14 protein-coding genes and 2 pseudogenes are annotated in these 16,357 nt (G+C 71.8%); 9 read left to right on the plus strand and 7 right to left on the minus strand.

Annotated elements, in window-relative coordinates:
* The first annotated feature begins 2 nt into the window (after positions 1-2).
* The 3 genes from HUV60_RS09535 to HUV60_RS09545 all read left to right on the plus strand — a co-directional run bounded on the left by HUV60_RS09535 (position 3) and on the right by HUV60_RS09545 (position 3,087).
* The gene (locus tag HUV60_RS09535; RefSeq protein WP_257847830.1) at positions 3-773 is read left to right on the plus strand and encodes an ABC transporter permease; all 771 of its coding nucleotides are present in this window, start codon (positions 3-5) and stop codon (positions 771-773) included.
* A gap of 179 nt (positions 774-952) precedes the next feature.
* A complete protein-coding gene (locus HUV60_RS09540; RefSeq protein WP_257847829.1) occupies positions 953-2,242 on the plus strand; it encodes an ABC transporter ATP-binding protein in 1,290 nt (429 codons plus the stop codon).
* Positions 2,239-3,087: an ABC transporter permease gene (locus tag HUV60_RS09545; RefSeq protein ID WP_257847828.1), complete on the plus strand. Its 849-nt coding sequence runs from the start codon at positions 2,239-2,241 to the stop codon at positions 3,085-3,087. Before HUV60_RS09540 ends, HUV60_RS09545 begins: the two co-directional genes overlap by 4 nt.
* Before the next feature lie 188 nt (positions 3,088-3,275).
* On the opposite strand, the gene HUV60_RS09550 is transcribed toward HUV60_RS09545, so the two are convergent.
* Positions 3,276-3,608, minus strand: a complete 333-nt coding sequence (locus HUV60_RS09550) for an ATP/GTP-binding protein (protein WP_257847827.1) — start codon at positions 3,606-3,608, stop codon at positions 3,276-3,278.
* 245 nt (positions 3,609-3,853) lie between these two features.
* Here HUV60_RS09550 and HUV60_RS09555 point away from each other — a divergent pair, with 245 nt between their 5' ends.
* Positions 3,854-4,891: an LLM class flavin-dependent oxidoreductase gene (locus HUV60_RS09555; protein ID WP_257847826.1), complete on the plus strand. Its 1,038-nt coding sequence runs from the start codon at positions 3,854-3,856 to the stop codon at positions 4,889-4,891.
* An 88-nt stretch (positions 4,892-4,979) separates the two neighbouring features.
* On the opposite strand, the gene HUV60_RS09560 is transcribed toward HUV60_RS09555, so the two are convergent.
* Entirely contained in the window at positions 4,980-5,372 is a 393-nt protein-coding gene (locus HUV60_RS09560) for an SCO5389 family protein (RefSeq protein WP_164588632.1), read from the minus strand.
* Between the two features lie 368 nt (positions 5,373-5,740).
* On the opposite strand from HUV60_RS09560, the gene nucS reads away from it, so the two are divergent.
* Positions 5,741-6,412, plus strand: a complete 672-nt coding sequence (gene nucS, locus HUV60_RS09565; RefSeq protein ID WP_257847825.1) for an endonuclease NucS — start codon at positions 5,741-5,743, stop codon at positions 6,410-6,412.
* A 125-nt stretch (positions 6,413-6,537) separates the two neighbouring features.
* Here the strand turns inward: nucS and HUV60_RS09570 are convergent, their stop codons facing one another.
* From HUV60_RS09570 to HUV60_RS09580, 3 genes are all read right to left on the minus strand, one after another.
* Positions 6,538-9,087 carry an ATP-binding protein gene (locus HUV60_RS09570; RefSeq protein ID WP_257847824.1) on the minus strand — a complete coding sequence of 850 codons (2,550 nt, stop codon included), beginning with the start codon at positions 9,085-9,087 and terminating at the stop codon, positions 6,538-6,540.
* 283 nt (positions 9,088-9,370) lie between these two features.
* A complete protein-coding gene (locus HUV60_RS09575; RefSeq protein WP_257847823.1) occupies positions 9,371-9,694 on the minus strand; it encodes an STAS domain-containing protein in 324 nt (107 codons plus the stop codon).
* A 154-nt stretch (positions 9,695-9,848) separates the two neighbouring features.
* The gene (locus HUV60_RS09580) at positions 9,849-10,697 is read right to left on the minus strand and encodes a 3-hydroxyacyl-CoA dehydrogenase family protein (RefSeq protein ID WP_257847822.1); all 849 of its coding nucleotides are present in this window, start codon (positions 10,695-10,697) and stop codon (positions 9,849-9,851) included.
* A 335-nt stretch (positions 10,698-11,032) separates the two neighbouring features.
* Between HUV60_RS09580 and HUV60_RS09585 the strand changes: the two are divergent.
* The 4 genes and pseudogenes from HUV60_RS09585 (at position 11,033) to HUV60_RS09600 (ending at position 15,102) form a co-directional block, all read left to right on the plus strand.
* Positions 11,033-11,764: pseudogene (locus HUV60_RS09585) on the plus strand (D-Ala-D-Ala carboxypeptidase family metallohydrolase).
* 102 nt (positions 11,765-11,866) lie between these two features.
* A complete protein-coding gene (locus tag HUV60_RS09590; protein ID WP_257847821.1) occupies positions 11,867-12,439 on the plus strand; it encodes a cob(I)yrinic acid a,c-diamide adenosyltransferase in 573 nt (190 codons plus the stop codon).
* Between the two features lie 458 nt (positions 12,440-12,897).
* Positions 12,898-13,158: pseudogene (locus HUV60_RS09595) on the plus strand (response regulator transcription factor); the annotation flags it as partial.
* Between the two features lie 120 nt (positions 13,159-13,278).
* Positions 13,279-15,102 carry a glycoside hydrolase family 18 chitinase gene (locus HUV60_RS09600; protein ID WP_257847820.1) on the plus strand — a complete coding sequence of 608 codons (1,824 nt, stop codon included), beginning with the start codon at positions 13,279-13,281 and terminating at the stop codon, positions 15,100-15,102.
* Positions 15,103-15,256: 154 nt separating this feature from the next.
* Here HUV60_RS09600 and HUV60_RS09605 read toward each other — a convergent pair whose 3' ends face one another.
* A complete protein-coding gene (locus tag HUV60_RS09605; protein ID WP_257847819.1) occupies positions 15,257-15,703 on the minus strand; it encodes a DUF2550 domain-containing protein in 447 nt (148 codons plus the stop codon).
* Between the two features lie 170 nt (positions 15,704-15,873).
* Complete coding sequence (locus tag HUV60_RS09610) at positions 15,874-16,251, minus strand: F0F1 ATP synthase subunit epsilon (RefSeq protein ID WP_257847818.1); 378 nt, start codon at positions 16,249-16,251, stop codon at positions 15,874-15,876.
* Positions 16,252-16,357: the final 106 nt, after the last annotated feature.

Below are 16,357 nucleotides of genomic sequence, written 5' to 3' on the forward strand. Positions count from 1 at the left end.
GCATGGCGGCGGCGCAGGTCGTCCGGTCCGAGTGGACCAAGATCCGGTCGGTGGCGTCCACCGTGTGGACGCTCTCTCTGGCAGTGGTCGTCACCATCGCGCTCGGCATGCTGATCTCGGCCCTGTCGGCGAACGAGTTCGACACCATGAACGCCCGGGACCGGCTCTCCTTCGACCCGACACTCATCAGCTTCGCGGGGATGAGCCTCGGTCAGCTCGCGATGATCGTGTTCGGGGTGCTGGTGGTGTCGAACGAGTACAGCACCGGCATGATCCGCACCTCGCTGGCGGCCGTGCCGCAGCGGGGCAGCTTCCTGGCCGGCAAGCTCGGCGTGGCGACCGCGCTCGCACTCGTCGTGAGCATGGCCACCAGCTTCGCCGCCTTCTTCCTCGGACAGGCGATGCTCGGCGAGCACAAGGCGGCCCTGGGCGACGAAGGCGTGTTGCGGGCCGTGATCGGCGGCGGCCTGTACATGACGCTGATCGCAGTGTTCTCGATGGGCGTCGCCACGATGCTGCGCTCCCCGATGCTGTCGCTGGGCATCCTGATGCCGTTCTTCTTCCTGATCTCCAGCATCCTGGGCAACGTTCCCGCGACGGAGAAGATCGGCCGGTTCCTGCCGGACCAGGCCGGGAGCAGGATCATGCAGGTGGTCACGCCGCTCGACGACGACACCCCGTACGGGCCCTGGGGCGGACTCGGCATCATGGTGCTGTGGGTGATCGCGGCGCTCGCCGGCGGCTATCTGCTGCTGAGGAAACGCGACGCGTAGAGGACGCGGGGAGGACGCGGAGAGGACGCGGAGAGGACGCGGGGAGGACGCGGGGAGGACGCGGAGAGGCGGGCCGGTTTTTACCTCGCCTTGGGCGGAACCGTCAGCCTCTCGATATCCTCCTAACCCTTACGGGGGTGTGCGCCCTCGTTGTCCTGAACCTCTCGATGGGGCGGAGCATGATCGAGGCAGTCGGCCTGACCAAGCGGTACGGCGACAAAACCGCTGTGTACAACCTTTCCTTCCAGGTGCGGCCCGGCGCCGTCACCGGCTTCCTCGGGCCCAACGGATCGGGCAAGTCGACGACGATGCGGATGATCCTCGGTCTCGACAACCCCACCGCGGGCCATGTCACGATCGGCGGCTATCCCTACCGAAGGCTGCCCAGCGCCGCCCGGCAGGTCGGCGCCCTGCTGGACGCCAAGGCGGTGCACGGCGGCCGGTCCGCCCGCAGCCACCTGCTGAGCCTGGCCCAGCTGTCCGGCATCCCGGCCCGCCGCGTCGACGAGGTACTGGGCGTGGTCGGGCTGCACGAGGTGGCGCGGCGGCGTTCCAAGGGCTTCTCCCTGGGCATGAACCAGCGGCTGGGCATCGCCGCCGCGCTGCTCGGCGACCCCCAGGTGCTGCTCTTCGACGAGCCGGTCAACGGCCTCGACCCCGAGGGCATCCTCTGGGTGCGCAACCTGATGAAGGCGCTCGCCGCGGAGGGCCGTACGGTCTTCGTCTCGTCCCACCTGATGAGCGAGATGGCGCTGACCGCCGACCACCTCATCGTGATCGGTCGGGGGCAGTTGCTGTCCGACATGAGCGTGAAGGACTTCATCTCCGCGAACTCCGCCGACTTCGCCCGGGTGCGCACCCCGGACACCGAGCCGCAGCAGCGCGAGAAGCTGTCCGCCGCGCTCACCGAGGCGGGCGGTCACGTACTGCCCGAGCAGGACGGCGCACTGCGGGTGACGGGACTGCCGCTGTCCCGCCTGAGCGACATCGCCCACGAGGCCGGCGTACGGCTGTGGGAGCTGTCCCCGCACCAGGCCTCGCTGGAGGAGGCGTACATGCGGATGACGCAGGGCGTGGTCGACTACCGTTCGACCACCGACCAGAAGGAGGGGTTCCAGGAGCCGCTCCCGCCGGGTACGCAGCCGCCGGTACCGGTGCCGGGTCAGGGCCAGCCCGGCTGGTACGCCCCGCCGCCGCCCCAGCAGGGCGGTCAGCAGTTCGCGGCGGCGCCGGGCGCACCGCAGGCCCCCGCGAGCCCGTACGGCACTCCGGGCGGCCCTGCGGTGCTCCCGGTGGCACCGGTGGCCAACCCGTACGCCCAGCTCGTCCCGCAGCCCGGCCGGGGTGCCGCTCCGGCAACCGCCCCGCCCGCTCCCCCGTCGGCCGCACCGGCCGCGTCACATGCCGCCCCCGCTGCCCCGGCCGGCCCGGCCGGCTCCGACGTGACCAAGCCCGAGGACGCCCGATGAGCACGCCCCAGCCCCCGACGCAGCAGGCCGCGGCCGGATCCCCGTACCCCGGCTACACCTCGCCGATCCCGGTGGCGCGCACCCACTTCGGGCATGCGCTCGCCTCCGAGTGGACGAAGATCAAGTCGGTGCGCTCCACGATGTGGACGCTGGGCGTGTTCGCGCTCCTCGTCGTCGGCATCGGCCTGCTGACCGGTGTGGTGGCGAGCACCGAGCCGGACCTCGATGGTGAGAACGCGCTCTTCATGGGCTTCTTCGGCCTGCTCCTGGGCATCGTGTGCATCATCACGCTGGGCGTGCTGACCACCGCCTCGGAGTACGGCACCGGCATGATCCGCACCACCATGGTGGCCTGCCCCTCGCGCGGCCGGGTGCTCGCGGCGAAGGCCCTGGTGTTCTTCCTGATCGCCTTCCTGGTCACGCTGGTGTCCGTGACGATCGTCGCCCTCCTGCACGTGTCCATGCTGGAGGGCAACAACGCGGACGAACCCACCGGAGACGAGTGGCTGAAGGGCACCGTCGGCATCTCGCTCTACATCGCGCTGCTCGGCACGCTCTCGCTGGCGGTCGGCTCGATCGTCCGGCACTCGGCGGGCGCCATCACCCTCATGATCGGCGCCGTGCTCGCCCCGCTGGTGATCGCGATGTTCATGTTCGCCTCGTCACTGCAGGACGTGCGCACCGCGCTGTTCGAGTACTCCATCCCGAACCAGCTGAGCATCTTCTACGCCAACTCCCTCAGCACGTCCGGCCCGTCCGGCTGGGACCCGCTGTGGATCATGCTCGGGCTCACGGCCGTGGCGTTCGGCGCCGCCTTCACCCTCCTCGGAAGGCGGGACGTCTAGGTCCTGTCTGGAGTTTCCCGTCATCGTCCCCAGGGCGGCCGTGCGGTGTCTGGTGCGGTGCATCGGGGTGCGGCCGGACCGCCCTCGTACCGGACGTACCTGGATGATGCGGCCGTGCGGCGCGATGCCGTGCCAGACGCCGCACGGCCGACGGGAAACTCCAGACAGGGCCCAGGGTCCCGGAGACCTCAGAACCTGGGCGCGTTACGGGACCGCTGCACCCGCGTGGTGCGGCGGTCCCTGGCGTTCCAGCAGGACTTGTGCCAGTGCCGGCGCTCGTCGACCCCCGAGTGGTCCGGCCAGGCCACCACGTGCGGCACCCCGTCCGGGATCAACTGGTCGCAGCCGGGACAGCGGTACGCCTTGCCCTGGGCGCTGGCTCCCGCCACATGCCGTACGTTCCACTCCTCGCCCCGCCAGTTCTGGGCGGACTGCCAGCCCCCGTAGCGCCCGGACCGGTCGTCCTCGGCGCTCCTGCCGGACGAACCGGCTCCCTTGGCTCGGTTGCGACGCGGGGACACAGGACACCTCACGGGGGCTATACAGGATGCAGGGACCGCATCCAGCCTACGCGGGGCGGAGCCGGGTACACGTGCGGAACCAATCATCACAAGCCTCGCTTCACGGCGACGCAACACCGGTTCCCTGACCGCTCATTCTGTAGACAATCCGTAAATTCTCCCCTCCCGGCCGTGCCCTCGGCACGTGTCAGACGGTTATGCCCTGCGGGGGAGCTCCGGGTCGGAGCCAAGGAAGCAGGAAAGCGATGCGTGTGGGAAGTTTCGTGCTGGGCGCCCAGTTCCCCGGGCAGGGCGAAGGGGAGGCGCTGCACCGAGCGGTCCGTTCCGCCGAACTGGCGGAGGAGGCGGGGCTGGACACGGTCTGGCTGGGCGAGCACCACTTCGTGCCGTACGGCATCTGCCCGTCGGCGATCACCCTGGCGGCGTTACTGCTCGGCCGCACCCGCCGCATCCGTGTCGGTACGGCGGTGAGCGTGCTGCCCACCGTCCATCCGGTGGCGCTCGGCGAGCAGGCCGCGCTGCTGCACGTCACCAGCGGCGGCCGGTTCTCGCTGGGTGTCGGACGCGGCGGGCCGTGGGTCGACCTGGAGGTGTTCGGCGCCGGCCTGAAGGCGTACGAACAGGGGTTCCCCGAATCCCTCGATCTGCTGATGCGCTGGCTGCGCGAACCGTCCGTCGCGGCCGACGGGGAGCGCTACCGCTTCCGTGAAGTGCCCGTCGTGCCACGCCCGTCGGAGGCCCTCACCGGGGCCGCGGGCCCCGAGGTCGTGGTCGCCTGCACCTCCCCGGCGAGCGTGCGGCTCGCCGCCGAGCGCGGGCTGCCGATGCTGCTCGGCATGCATGTCGGGGACGAGGAGAAGGCCGAGATGGTCGCCCTGTGGGCACGGCACGCGCGCGCGTGCGGGCGGTCCGTGCCGGAGATCCGCCGGGCGTCCCATGTGTCGGCCGGTGTCTGCCAGATCGCCGACCGGCGCACCGACGCGGCGGAGGCGCTGCTGAAGGCGATGCCGGGCTGGCTGCGGCAGGGGCTCGGCGCCCACGTCACGGTGAACGGCCGCCGACGGCGGATGCGTGACCCGCTGGCCTACACCGAACTGCTCTGCGGGCTGCACCCGGTGGGCACCCCGCGGCTGTGCGCGGACCGGCTCGCCGCGACCGCGGAGCGGACCGGCATCTCCCGGTTCGCGCTGCTCGTCGAGGGTTCCGGTGACCTCGCGGCGACCGAGGAGACCGTGCGGCGGCTCGGCTGCGAGGTGATCCCCCGACTCGCCGACAGGCCCTGAACGAGCCGGGGGTTCGAGGGTGGCTTGCCGCCCCGGTGCAAAAAACCGCACCTCCGCGTACGGAGCGGCAAGCGACCGACGTGGTGCGTCAGCAGTCACGCAGTTCCGGTGACTGGTTCAGCAGTTGTCCGCGGACCGAGGTGAACCTGGCCAGCCTCTCGTCGACCGAGGAGTCCAGCGGGAACACGGCCACCCGGTGGCAGTTCTGGAAGGCCAGCCGGACACCGAAGTGCCGCTGCAGCGCGCCGCGTATCGCGTCACTCGCGAGCGCACGCAACAGCTGACCGCGCGCCTGCTCGTCCGGCGGGGGCGTCTGGTTGTCGGCGAACTCTCCGCCGTCGACCTTCAGCTGGGCCACCAGGGAGCTGATCATCTCCCATGCGTAGGGCAGGGAGGTCCGGACGCAGTCGACGAAGTCAGCTTCGTCGACCTCGCCTCGCTCGGCCTGTTCGAGTAGGGCCGGTGAGACGTCGAGCGACATGGGTTCTCCTCTCGCACCCCCGCAGGGCGGGGGATGCCTGACAGATACGGGAGCTCGCAAATTTCGACACGCTGCGTACACACTTCGCGACCTCCCGTTCAATACCGTAAGCAACGGACCGTGACCGCACCAGGAGAATCCCCGGATGCGGGACTTCCCGTGGGCCGGTAATCAGCCATCGGCGAACACGCGTTTTCCAGGAGATACAGGACGGGCCGTGTGGGTCCGGAGGGGCTCGTGGGAGTCGGTGGCACGTGCGGTGCGAGGGCTGCGCGGGACCCGCCGCGGTGCTGTGCGCGGGTGCGCCGACGGGGTGCCCGTGAGGGCGGATCGCATCGACCCCGGCCCGTCGAGTAGCGTTGCCGACCATGCGTCTCGTCATTGCCCGCTGCTCCGTGGACTACGCCGGGCGGCTCACCGCGCACCTGCCCCCGGCACCCCGTCTGATCCTGGTCAAGGCGGACGGCAGCGTGTCCATCCATGCCGACGACCGGGCCTACAAGCCCTTGAACTGGATGTCGCCGCCCTGTGCCCTCACAGAGGGCACCGGCGACGAGGAGGGGGTCTGGACCGTCGTCAACAAGGCGGGCGAGAAACTCATCATCACGATGGAGGAGATCCTGCACGACTCCTCGCACGAACTGGGCGTCGATCCCGGTCTGATCAAGGACGGCGTGGAAGCTCACCTCCAGGAGTTGCTGGCGGACCGCATCGAGACCCTCGGCGAGGGCTACACCCTCATCCGCCGCGAGTACATGACCGCCATCGGCCCGGTCGACATCCTCTGCCGCGACGCCGAGGGACAGACGGTCGCGGTGGAGATCAAGCGACGCGGTGAGATCGACGGCGTGGAGCAACTCACCCGCTACCTCCAGCTGTTGAACCGCGATCCGCATCTCGCCCCGGTGCGCGGTGTGTTCGCCGCCCAGGAGATCAAGCCGCAGGCCCGGGTGCTCGCCACCGACCGGGGCATCGGCTGCCAGGTCCTCGACTACAACGCGATGCGGGGCATCGAGGACGACAAGCTGCGCCTGTTCTGACCGTCGCCGCGGTGCCCGGCGCCGCGGCACGCGCCGTCACGCCACCACGGCATATGCGAAGGGCCGGATTCCTCTCCTCGGGTTCCAGGAGGGGCAGCCGGCCCTTCGTCGCGGGGTGACGTCCGTCAGATCACCGTGGCCCCGGAGCTGCTGGGCGTGCCCGCGTCGCCGCTCTGCGGGGCGCTCGCCGAACTGCTCGCCTCCGACTGCGTCTCGGCCGGGGTGGAGGGTGCGGGACCGCTCGCCGAGTTGGACGTCTCGGGCGGCGGGGGCTCCTCCGTGGGCTCCCCCGTCGACTCGGTGGGCTCGGACGGCTCCCCGCTCGGCTCCTCACCGGGCTCCGTCGGACCACCCGGCTCCGTCGGCCCGCCGGAGTCCGACGGCTCGCCGGACGGCTCGGACGGCCTGGGGGACTTCGACGGCCCCGTGCCGGTCGTCGGACCGTCCGGTTCCCTCGTGCCGCTCGGGTCGTCCGAGGGCTCGCCCGAGCCGGTGGCCGTCGGCGTCGGGCCGTCCGGGGTGCCGTCCGGGCCGGGGGCGGCCGGCCGGCCGGTGGCGTCACCGGTGTCGCCGTTCTCGTCGGCACGCGGGTCGGCGCCCAGGCTGCCGTCGTCGATGCCCCGGCTCGCGGACGGGTTGACGCCGACGTTCTCCGAGGGAGTGCCCGCGTCGTGGTCCGAGGTGGCTCCGAGGGTGACCACCGTGCCCAGCACGGCCACGAGCAGCGCGCCCGCGCCGGCCGCCACCAGGTTGCGCCGGGCCATACCCTTCAGGCCGCCTGCCGCCCTGTGCGCGGGAGCGGGCCCCGGCACGGGCGCGGGCGCGGTGCGGTGGACGATCAGCCCCGTGTCGGCGGGCGGCCGGAGCTCCGGGAAGGCCGTCGGCACCCCGCGGGGCGGCGACACCGACTCCTCGTCGCGGGCGTCGGGCACCTCCTCCCCCGCGGCCGGCGTCACCGGGATGCCGGAACGGTCGGCGACCAGGGCCAGCGCGCGGCGTCCGGCGACGGTGCCGCGCTTGTCGGCGAGGGCGCCGCGCAGGCCGATGGAGGCCTCCAGCTCGGCACGGGCACGGTCGAGATCGCCGGTGCACAGGGCGTGGATGCCGAGCTCGTGGTGGAAGTAGGCCTCCTCCGCCACGTCCCCGGCGAGCCGGGCGGCCTCCGCGCCGGCCCGCAGCGCCCGCTCCCAGGCGCTCCAGCGCAGGCCCGCGGCGAACGCGGGTGCGGCGGAGCGGGCGAGCTGCACGGCGGCGCTGGGCTCGCCCTCGCCTGCGGACGAGCCGAGCGGCGACAGCAGGCCGAGCGCGGCGAGCACGGCGTCGGCCTCGGCGCAGACCCGCTCGGGGGTGACCGAGGGGTGCCCGGTCCACCAGGCGTAGTGCTGGGCGGCGGTACGGGCCTGCGCCTCGGCCTCGTCGGTGTACCCGGCGGCCTCCAGCTGGGCCGGCACACCGGCGGCGAGCCGGTAGCGGGAGCCGACGGCGGAGACCAGTCCGCACGCGGTCAGTTCACCGAGCGCGGCGTCGGCGTGGGTGTCGCCGACCAGCGCGGGCAGGTGTGCCCGGTGCGGGAGTTCACCGCCGAGCGCGACGGCGAACCGCAGGGTGGCACGGGCGGAGGCACTGAGCCGGGAGGCGAGCAGCGGGGCGGGGGCGGCCGCCTCGCCGAGCGAGGGCAGCGGGACAGCGTCACCCTCGACGGCGCCCTCGGGCAGGTCCTCGGGCGGGGTGTCCTCGAAGACACCGAACTCGTCGACGGCACTGGTCCCGATGCGCAGCCGGTCGCGCTGCCGCAGCAGGGCGCCGGCCTGGACGAAGCGCAGCGGCAGCCCCTCGGACTCGAACCAGAGGTCACCGGCCCAGTTCGACTCGTCCTCGGTGAGGCGCCGGCCGACGGCGTGCTCCAGCAGGTCCAGGCCGGCCGCGCGGTCGAGACCCTCGAGGGCGACCTCCTCGACACCGGAGTCGGCGGACGGGGCGGGCACGTCCGGTGTGGCGCCGAGCAGGAAGGCGCACTCGGGGGTGGCGTCCAGCAGTTCGTCCAGGGCCGCCCCGCCGAACCCGAGGTCGTCGAGGACGACGACCGCGCCGACCTCCCGCAGGCAGTCGGCCAGTTCGTCCCGGCCGGGGCGGTACAGGGGAGCGCCGTGGACGGCGTAGAAGAGGTCGTACAGCAGGTCGTCGGCGCTGCGGCGGTGGCCGTTGATGCGGACGACGCCGTCGGGGGCGAGGTCCGCGCAGTCCTCGGCGACGGTGTCGAGCAGCCGGGTGCGGCCGGATCCCGCGGGCCCGGTCAGGAGCACGGAGCGGCCGCGGGCGAGCAGCCGGACCAGCTTCTCGCGCTCGTCGTGACGGGCCAGCAGCGGCAGCTCGGCCTGGGCGGGCCCCGGCGGGACGGGCGGCTTCGCGGCACGGGCGGTCCCGGCGCGCTCGGCCTCCGCCAGCTTCACCGGACGGGCGGGCCGCTCGGCGGGCGGGCAGGGCTCTATCTCGCTGCCGTCGACGGGGTTGACGGTGAGCAGGTAGTCGCCGGAGACGAGCTGCACCGTGCGCGCGAGTGCGGGCACGTGCTGTCCGATTTCGGATGCGAGGGAATCCCTGGGCGGGCGCTGGCGGGGCGCGTGCCCGTCGCCGTCGCGACCGTACTCCTCGGGTCCCGGGTTGTTCGGGTCCATAGGTCCTAGCCCCCCAAAAGCGTTGTGTGCCTGGGTCCTGTCGTCGGACTCCCGGTGTCGCTGCACACCGCGCTGTCGCTTCTGGTCCGGTCCCGCCCGAGGGTTGCAAGGCGGCGGGTAGCCGAACCCTAAACCTTCGCTCAGTATCCACGACAGCCCGGGGTGCCGGGCGGTCCGAGACGTCACGGTCTCGTGAGGATTGTGCGTGCGTCACACCGTTGGCCGAGGTCGGCCCGGGTCCGCCTGTCCTTCCGGTCCGGTCCGGCAGATCCCGTCCCGCACCTCATACACGGGGCAGCGTGTCCACCCCGATGCCTCCTTCGATCGCCAGGATCCGGTGCAGCCGGGTGGCCACCAACAGGCGCTGCATCTGCAGTGGTACGTCACGCAGCACCAGACGACGGCCGCAACGGCCGGCCCGCCGGTGGGCTCCCATGATCACACCGAGTCCGGTGGCGTCCCAGGAGTCCAGTTCGGACAGGTCCAGCAGCAGGTCGCCGACTCCGTCGTCGACGGCCGCGTGCAGGGCCGTACGGGCGTCCGCCGCGCTGCGGACGTCGAGGCGGCCCCCGACGACCAGCTCGGTGTGGTCGCCCCTGATGTGCATATGCGCTCCCCGGTGCGTGCGTCTCGTGTCTCCGTAGTTCGGTCATGACGGTGATGCAACCTCTGACTGCGTGGAGCCTGCGGAGGTTGCCCCGCGTAAGCGAACCGATACCGAATTCACCCCGGCGCGTGACCGGGCCGGGGGTTCGGATGGATCAGTACGTGTAGAAGCCCTGCCCGCTCTTCCGGCCGATGTCACCGGCATCAACCATCCGGCGCATCAGCTCGGGAGCGGCGAACTTCTCGTCCTGGGACTCGGTGTAGATGTTGCTGGTGGCGTGCAGCAGGATGTCCACGCCGGTCAGGTCGGCGGTGGCCAGTGGTCCCATGGCGTGGCCGAAGCCCAGTTTGCAGGCCAGGTCGATGTCCTCGGCGCTCGCCACACCCGACTCGTGGAGCTTCGCGGCCTCGACGACGAGGGCGGAGATGAGGCGGGTGGTCACGAAGCCGGCCACATCGCGGTTGACGACGATGCAGGTCTTGCCGACGGACTCGGCGAACTCCCGCGCGGTGGCGAGGGTTTCGTCGCTGGTCTTGTAGCCGCGGACCAGTTCGCACAGCTGCATCATCGGCACCGGCGAGAAGAAGTGGACGCCGACGACCCGCTCCGGGCGCCGCGTAGCCGCCGCGATCTTGGTGATCGGGATGGCGGAGGTGTTGGAGGCGAGGACGGTGTCGTCGCGCACGATTCCGTCCAGGGCGCTGAAGATCTCGTGCTTGACCTCGAGCTTCTCGAAGACCGCCTCGACCACGACGTCGGCGTCGGCGCAGGCGTCCAGGTCGGTGGTCGTGGTGATCCGGGCGAGGGCCGCGTCGGCGTCGTGGGCCTCGAGTCTGCCCTTGCTCACGAACTTGTCGTACGACGACTTGATCCCGTCGGTGCCTCGCGCGAGCGCCTCGTCGGTGACGTCGCGCAGCACGACGTCCCAGCCCGCCCGGGCGGAGACCTGGGCGATTCCGGACCCCATGAGACCGGCCCCGATGACGGCGAGCTTCCGTGCCACTGTGCGACTCCCCTTCGAAACGCTCACACACTGTTCATGTCTGTCACTCGCGGACATTAGCGTCCGCGAGCGGATGTGTGAGGGGTTAGTAATGCGTGTCACGTCTCACGCCGTGAGACGCCGATCACGCCCGAGGACCGTACCGTTTCCGACTCCGGCGGGGCTCCCGGCCGGTGACGGACGGCAGGGTTCGCTCACCGGGTCCCCCCGCAGTCAACTCCGGTCATTCACCGGCGCGTTGTTGACGCGCGTAGCGGTGTGGCGCACGCTGGCCGGCGGTCGCCGTCCGGCCGACGGCACCGCCCCCTCCAGCGACCGACGGCCGGGAGGCCACCATGCTCGGACGCGCGGCACGCACCCTCCTCCCTTTGCCATGATCATGACTGACACGGTCCTCGGTGTGGGGGCCACCGCGGGCACGGCGCACGCCGACGACGGCCACCCCTGGAACCGCACCCTGTCCCAGGGCTCCTCCGGCAGCGACGTGACCCAGCTGCAGATCCGGGTCGCGGGCTGGGTGACCTCGGGCGAACGCCTCTCCTACGACGGCCGGTACGGCGCCCGCCCACCGCCGCCGTCAAGAAGTTCCGGGCGGCCTGCGGACTGACCGCGGACGGCGTGGCCGGACCGGCGGCCTTCGGCAGGATCTACACGCTCCAGGACTCCGACCGCACGCCGGTCCACTCCACCTACGCCGCCCGACCAGGTGCAACTCCACCCGGTCGGGCGGCGCGGTCCCGGCGGCCACCGCCGGGGTGAACGCCCTGAAGACCATGTGGAAGCTGGAGGCCATGCGGCGCCAACTCGGTGACGTGCCGATCACCGTCTCCAGCGGCTTCCGGTCCCGCGCCGGCGACAACGCGGCCGGCGGCTCCTCGACCAGCCGTCACCTCTACGGCGACGCGGCCGACCTGGTCGGCTCCCCGGGCTTCTGCACCCTCGCCAGGCAGAGCAGGACCCACGGCTCCTCGGAGATCCTCGGCCCCGGCTACATCGGCCACAACGACCACCTCCACGTGGCCCACGACCCGTCACCGTACTGGTCGGCCCTCACCTGCGGCATCTGACGGACCGGTCCGACGTCCCGACGCCGCACGGCGGGCGGACCCGCGCCCACCGGGGCCCGCCCACCGTGCCGTCCGCGCCCGGGCGCAACTAGGCTGGGCCGCATGGTCAATCTGACGCGCATCTACACCAGGACCGGTGACAGGGGCACCACGAACCTGGGTGACATGAGCCGGGTCCCCAAGACCGACCTGCGCATCGCCGCCTACGCCGACGCCAACGAGGCGAACGCGGTGATCGGCACGGCGATCGCGCTGGGCACTCTGGACGAGGAGGTCGTCACGGTCCTCACCCGCGTGCAGAACGACCTGTTCGACGTGGGCGCCGACCTGTCGACACCGGTCGTGGAGAACCCGGAGTACCCGCCGCTGCGGGTCGAACAGTTCTACGTGGACCGGCTGGAGGCGGACTGCGACCGCTTCAACGGGCAGCTGGAGAAGCTCCGCTCCTTCATCCTGCCGGGCGGGACGGCGGGTGCCGCCCTGCTCCACCAGGCGTGCACGGTGGTCCGCCGCGCGGAGCGCTCCACGTGGGCCGCGCTGGAGGCGCACGGCGACACGATGAACGCCCTCACCGCCACCTATCTCAACCGCCTCTCCGACCTCCTGTTCATCCTGGCGCGCATCGCCAACAGGGAGACCGGCGACGTGCTGTGGGTGCCGGGCGGGGAGCGCTGAGCCCCAGGGCGTGTTCCGGAAGTCCCGTCCGGCACGCGGCGTCCGGCACGGCACCTCGCCGTGGTGCGGGGCCGTCCGCGTACACCTGGTACGCGGACGGCCCTCCGCCTTGCGATGCACCGCGCCGGACGCCGCGGGCCCGCCCTCCGGGCGGACGACGCCGCTCCCGCAGCACGCCCTACCGGGACCCGGCCGCTCGGTCACCCTTTCAGGCTCCCGTGCGCACCGGCCGCCGGCGTCGTCGCCGCCGATGAACTCCCCGTACATCGAAAGGTGCAGTCCAGCGCCGCCGAGGACCGTTCTCGGGCATCGGGCGACGGCCGCGCGCAGCGTGTTGGACGGAGGCATGGCCCCACGACTTCCCCGGCCCCACCGCTTCGACGTGTGGGCGTCGCTCGCCGGACTGTCCGGCGGGCTGCTGCTGTGGGGCATCGGGCTGGGCATGCGGCCCGCCGACGCGGCTGATCGCCGAGTTCGCGGCGAAGCCCGCCCGCGCGGCCACGGCCGATCCGGCGGTGCTGGACTCCCTCACCCGGCGGGAGCGGGAGGTGCCGGCCTGTCTCGGCGAGGGCCTGTCCAACGCCGATGTCGCCGGGCGTCCCGACATGGCGGAGACCACGGTGAAGACACGCGTCAGCCGCCTTCTGGGGAAGCTGGGCCTGCGCAGCCGGGTACAAGCTGCGGTGCTCGTAAAAGAGTTGGGCGCCCACCGGACATGACGGACTAGTGGTCCAGACCTATTGACCCGTGGTCCAGACCTTTCTATCCTCACGGCACCGCGGGTGTGATGGCTCAGTCATACCCACGACGACATCCGGCCCTCACAAAGGAGGCGCAGCATGCGCTTCAGACACAGAGCCGTGGCAGGGTTCGCGACCCTGCTCCTCCCCTTCTCCGCCCTCGTCGCCCTCGCGAGTCCCGCCCAGGCAGCGACGTCCGCCACCGCCACCTACGCCAAGACCCAGGACTGGGGCTCCGGCTTCGAGGGCAAGTGGACGGTGAAGAACACCGGCACCACCGCCCTCAGCGCCTGGACCGTCGAGTGGGACTTCCCCTCCGGCACCTCCGTTACCTCCTCCTGGGACGCCGACGTGACGTCCTCGGGCCACCACTGGACCGCCAAGAACACGTCCTGGAACGGCACCCTCGCCCCCGGCGCCTCCGTCAGCTTCGGCTTCAACGGCTCCGGCACCGGCTCCCCCGCCGGCTGCGAGCTCAACGGCGGCAGCTGCGACGGCACCTCCGTCCCCGGCGACGCGGCACCCTCCGCGCCCGGCACCCCCTCGGCCTCCGGCGTCACCGACACCTCGGTGACGCTGTCCTGGTCCGCGGCCACCGACGACAAGGGCGTCAAGAACTACGACGTCCTGCGCGACGGCGCCAGGGTCGCCACCGTGACCGGCACCTCGTACACGGACAGCGGTCTCAGCAAGGGCACCGACTACTCGTACGGCGTGCGGGCCCGTGACACCGCCGACCAGACCGGCCCGGTCAGCGGCTCGGTGAAGGTCCGCACCACCGGCGGGACCACCGAGCCGCCGCCCACCGGCGACAAGATCAAGCTGGGCTACTTCACCGAGTGGGGCGTCTACGGCCGCGACTACCACGTCAAGGACCTGGTGACGTCCGGCTCGGCCGAGAAGATCACGCACATCAACTACGCGTTCGGCAACGTCGTGGGCGGCCAGTGCAAGCTCGACGACGCCTACGCCGCCACCGACAAGGCCTACACCGCGGACCAGTCCGTCAGCGGCACCGCCGACGCCTGGGACCAGCCGCTGCGCGGCACCTTCAACCAGCTGCGCCAGCTGAAGGCGAAGTACCCGCACATCAAGGTGCTGTACTCCTTCGGCGGCTGGACCTACTCCGGCGGCTTCGGCCAGGCCGCGCAGAACCCGGCCGCGTTCGCCGCCTCCTGCAAGCAGGTCGTGGAGGACCCGCGCTGGGCCGACGTCTTCGACGGCATCGACATCGACTGGGAGTACCCGAACGCCTGCGGCCTCACCTGCGACACCAGCGGCCCGGCGGCCTTCACGAACCTCTCCCGGGCCCTGCGCGCCGAGTTCGGCCAGGACTACCTGGTCACCGCGGCCATCACCGCGGACGGCTCGGACGGCGGCAAGATCGACGCGGCCGACTACGGCGGCGCCGCCCAGTACCTCGACTGGTACAACGTGATGACGTACGACTACTTCGGCGCCTTCGACAAGGACGGCCCCACGGCCCCCCACTCGCCGCTGACCTCGTACGACGGCATCCCGCAGGACGGCTTCAACTCCGCGGCCGCGATCTCGAAGCTGAAGGCGAAGGGCGTCCCGGCGAGCAAGCTGCTGCTCGGCATCGGCTTCTACGGCCGCGGCTGGACCGGTGTCACCCAGGCCGCCCCCGGCGGCGCGGCCACCGGAGCGGCGCCCGGCACCTACGAGGCCGGCATCGAGGACTACAAGATCCTCAAGAACAGCTGTCCGGCCACCGGCACCGTCGCCGGCACGGCCTACGCCCACTGCGGCGACACCTGGTGGTCCTACGACACCCCCGCCACCATCGACAGCAAGATGGACTGGGCCAAGGACCAGGGCCTGGGCGGTGCGTTCTTCTGGGAGTTCAGCGGTGACACCGCCAACGGCGAGCTGGCCACCGCCATCGACAGCGGCCTGAAGTAGACCGCAGGTCCGCAGAACCCCGCATGACAAAGGTGCTCCCCCGGACCCCGTCCGGGGGAGCACCCGCGTGTGGGCACCCGGCTACGCGACGTTCGCCCTCCCCCAACAGCTCCGCCGCCGGAGACCCCCACCCAGCGGGGCCCTGAACGCCGCTCTACGCCACGTTCACCCTCTGGCCGGGCGGGGCCGCCTCCAGCCAGGCGAGGAAGCCGGTCAGCGCGTCGTCGCTCATCGCGAGCTCCAGCCGCCTGCCCCGGTGCAGACAGGCGAGGATCACCGCGTCCGACAGCAGCGCCAGCTCCTCCTCGCCCTCGGGCACCCGGCGGCCGGCCACCTCGATCGCCGAGCGCTCCAGGACCCGGCGCGGGCGCGGGGCGTAGGAGAAGACCCGGAACCACTCCACCCGGTCCCCGTTGTAGCGGGCCACCCCGTACGCCCAGCCCTTGCCGCCGGAGTCGCCCGGTTCGGGGGCGTCCCAGCGCAGGCTGCAGTCGAAGGTCCCGCCGGAACCCTGGATGAGGCGGCGGCGCAGACCGAAGACGAAGAGGCCCACCACCACGAGCGCCACGACGCTTCCGCACACAGTCAGAGCGAGGACCATCGACACCGACCTCCTCGTCTCCTAGGTAACGGAACGGAAAAATCATCCAGATCTGCCTCAGCCGCGACCGGGTCCGGATCGCTCCGGTCCCAGCCGCGGCTGAGTGACGTCATCGTACGGCTCCCTCAGAGCCTAAACGGCCCGGAAGGCGCCTCGGGCACCCCGGTCGTTCAGCGGCCCGCCGTAGCGGCCCGCAGGCGAACGTCCGCGCGACGCTCCGCAGCGGCGTCGGCGTCCGACTTCGCACGGCCGAGCGCCCGCTCGGCACGCTGGACGTCGATCTCGTGCGACAGCTCCGCGATCTCCGCCAGCACCGACAGCTTGTCGTCGGCGAACGAGAGGAAACCGCCGTGCACCGCGGCGACGACCGTCCCGCCGTCGTTCGTACGGATGGTCACCGGGCCCGACTCCAGCACACCCAGCAGCGGCTGGTGACCGGGCATGACGCCGATGTCGCCGGACGTGGTGCGCGCGACGACCAGGGTGGCCTCGCCGGACCAGACCTCTCGGTCGGCCGCGACCAGCGCGACGTGCAGCTCAGCAGCCAAGATGGCTCCTCGGGTCACCACCCGGCAGGTCCGCCGGGTGTTGGTTACAAGTCTAGTGGGCGTGGATCGGGGGGCGGGACGGCGCCCGCCCCCCTCTCAGTCGAGC

The sequence above is a fragment of the Streptomyces sp. KMM 9044 genome, from assembly GCF_024701375.2.
Classification (GTDB): domain Bacteria; phylum Actinomycetota; class Actinomycetes; order Streptomycetales; family Streptomycetaceae; genus Streptomyces.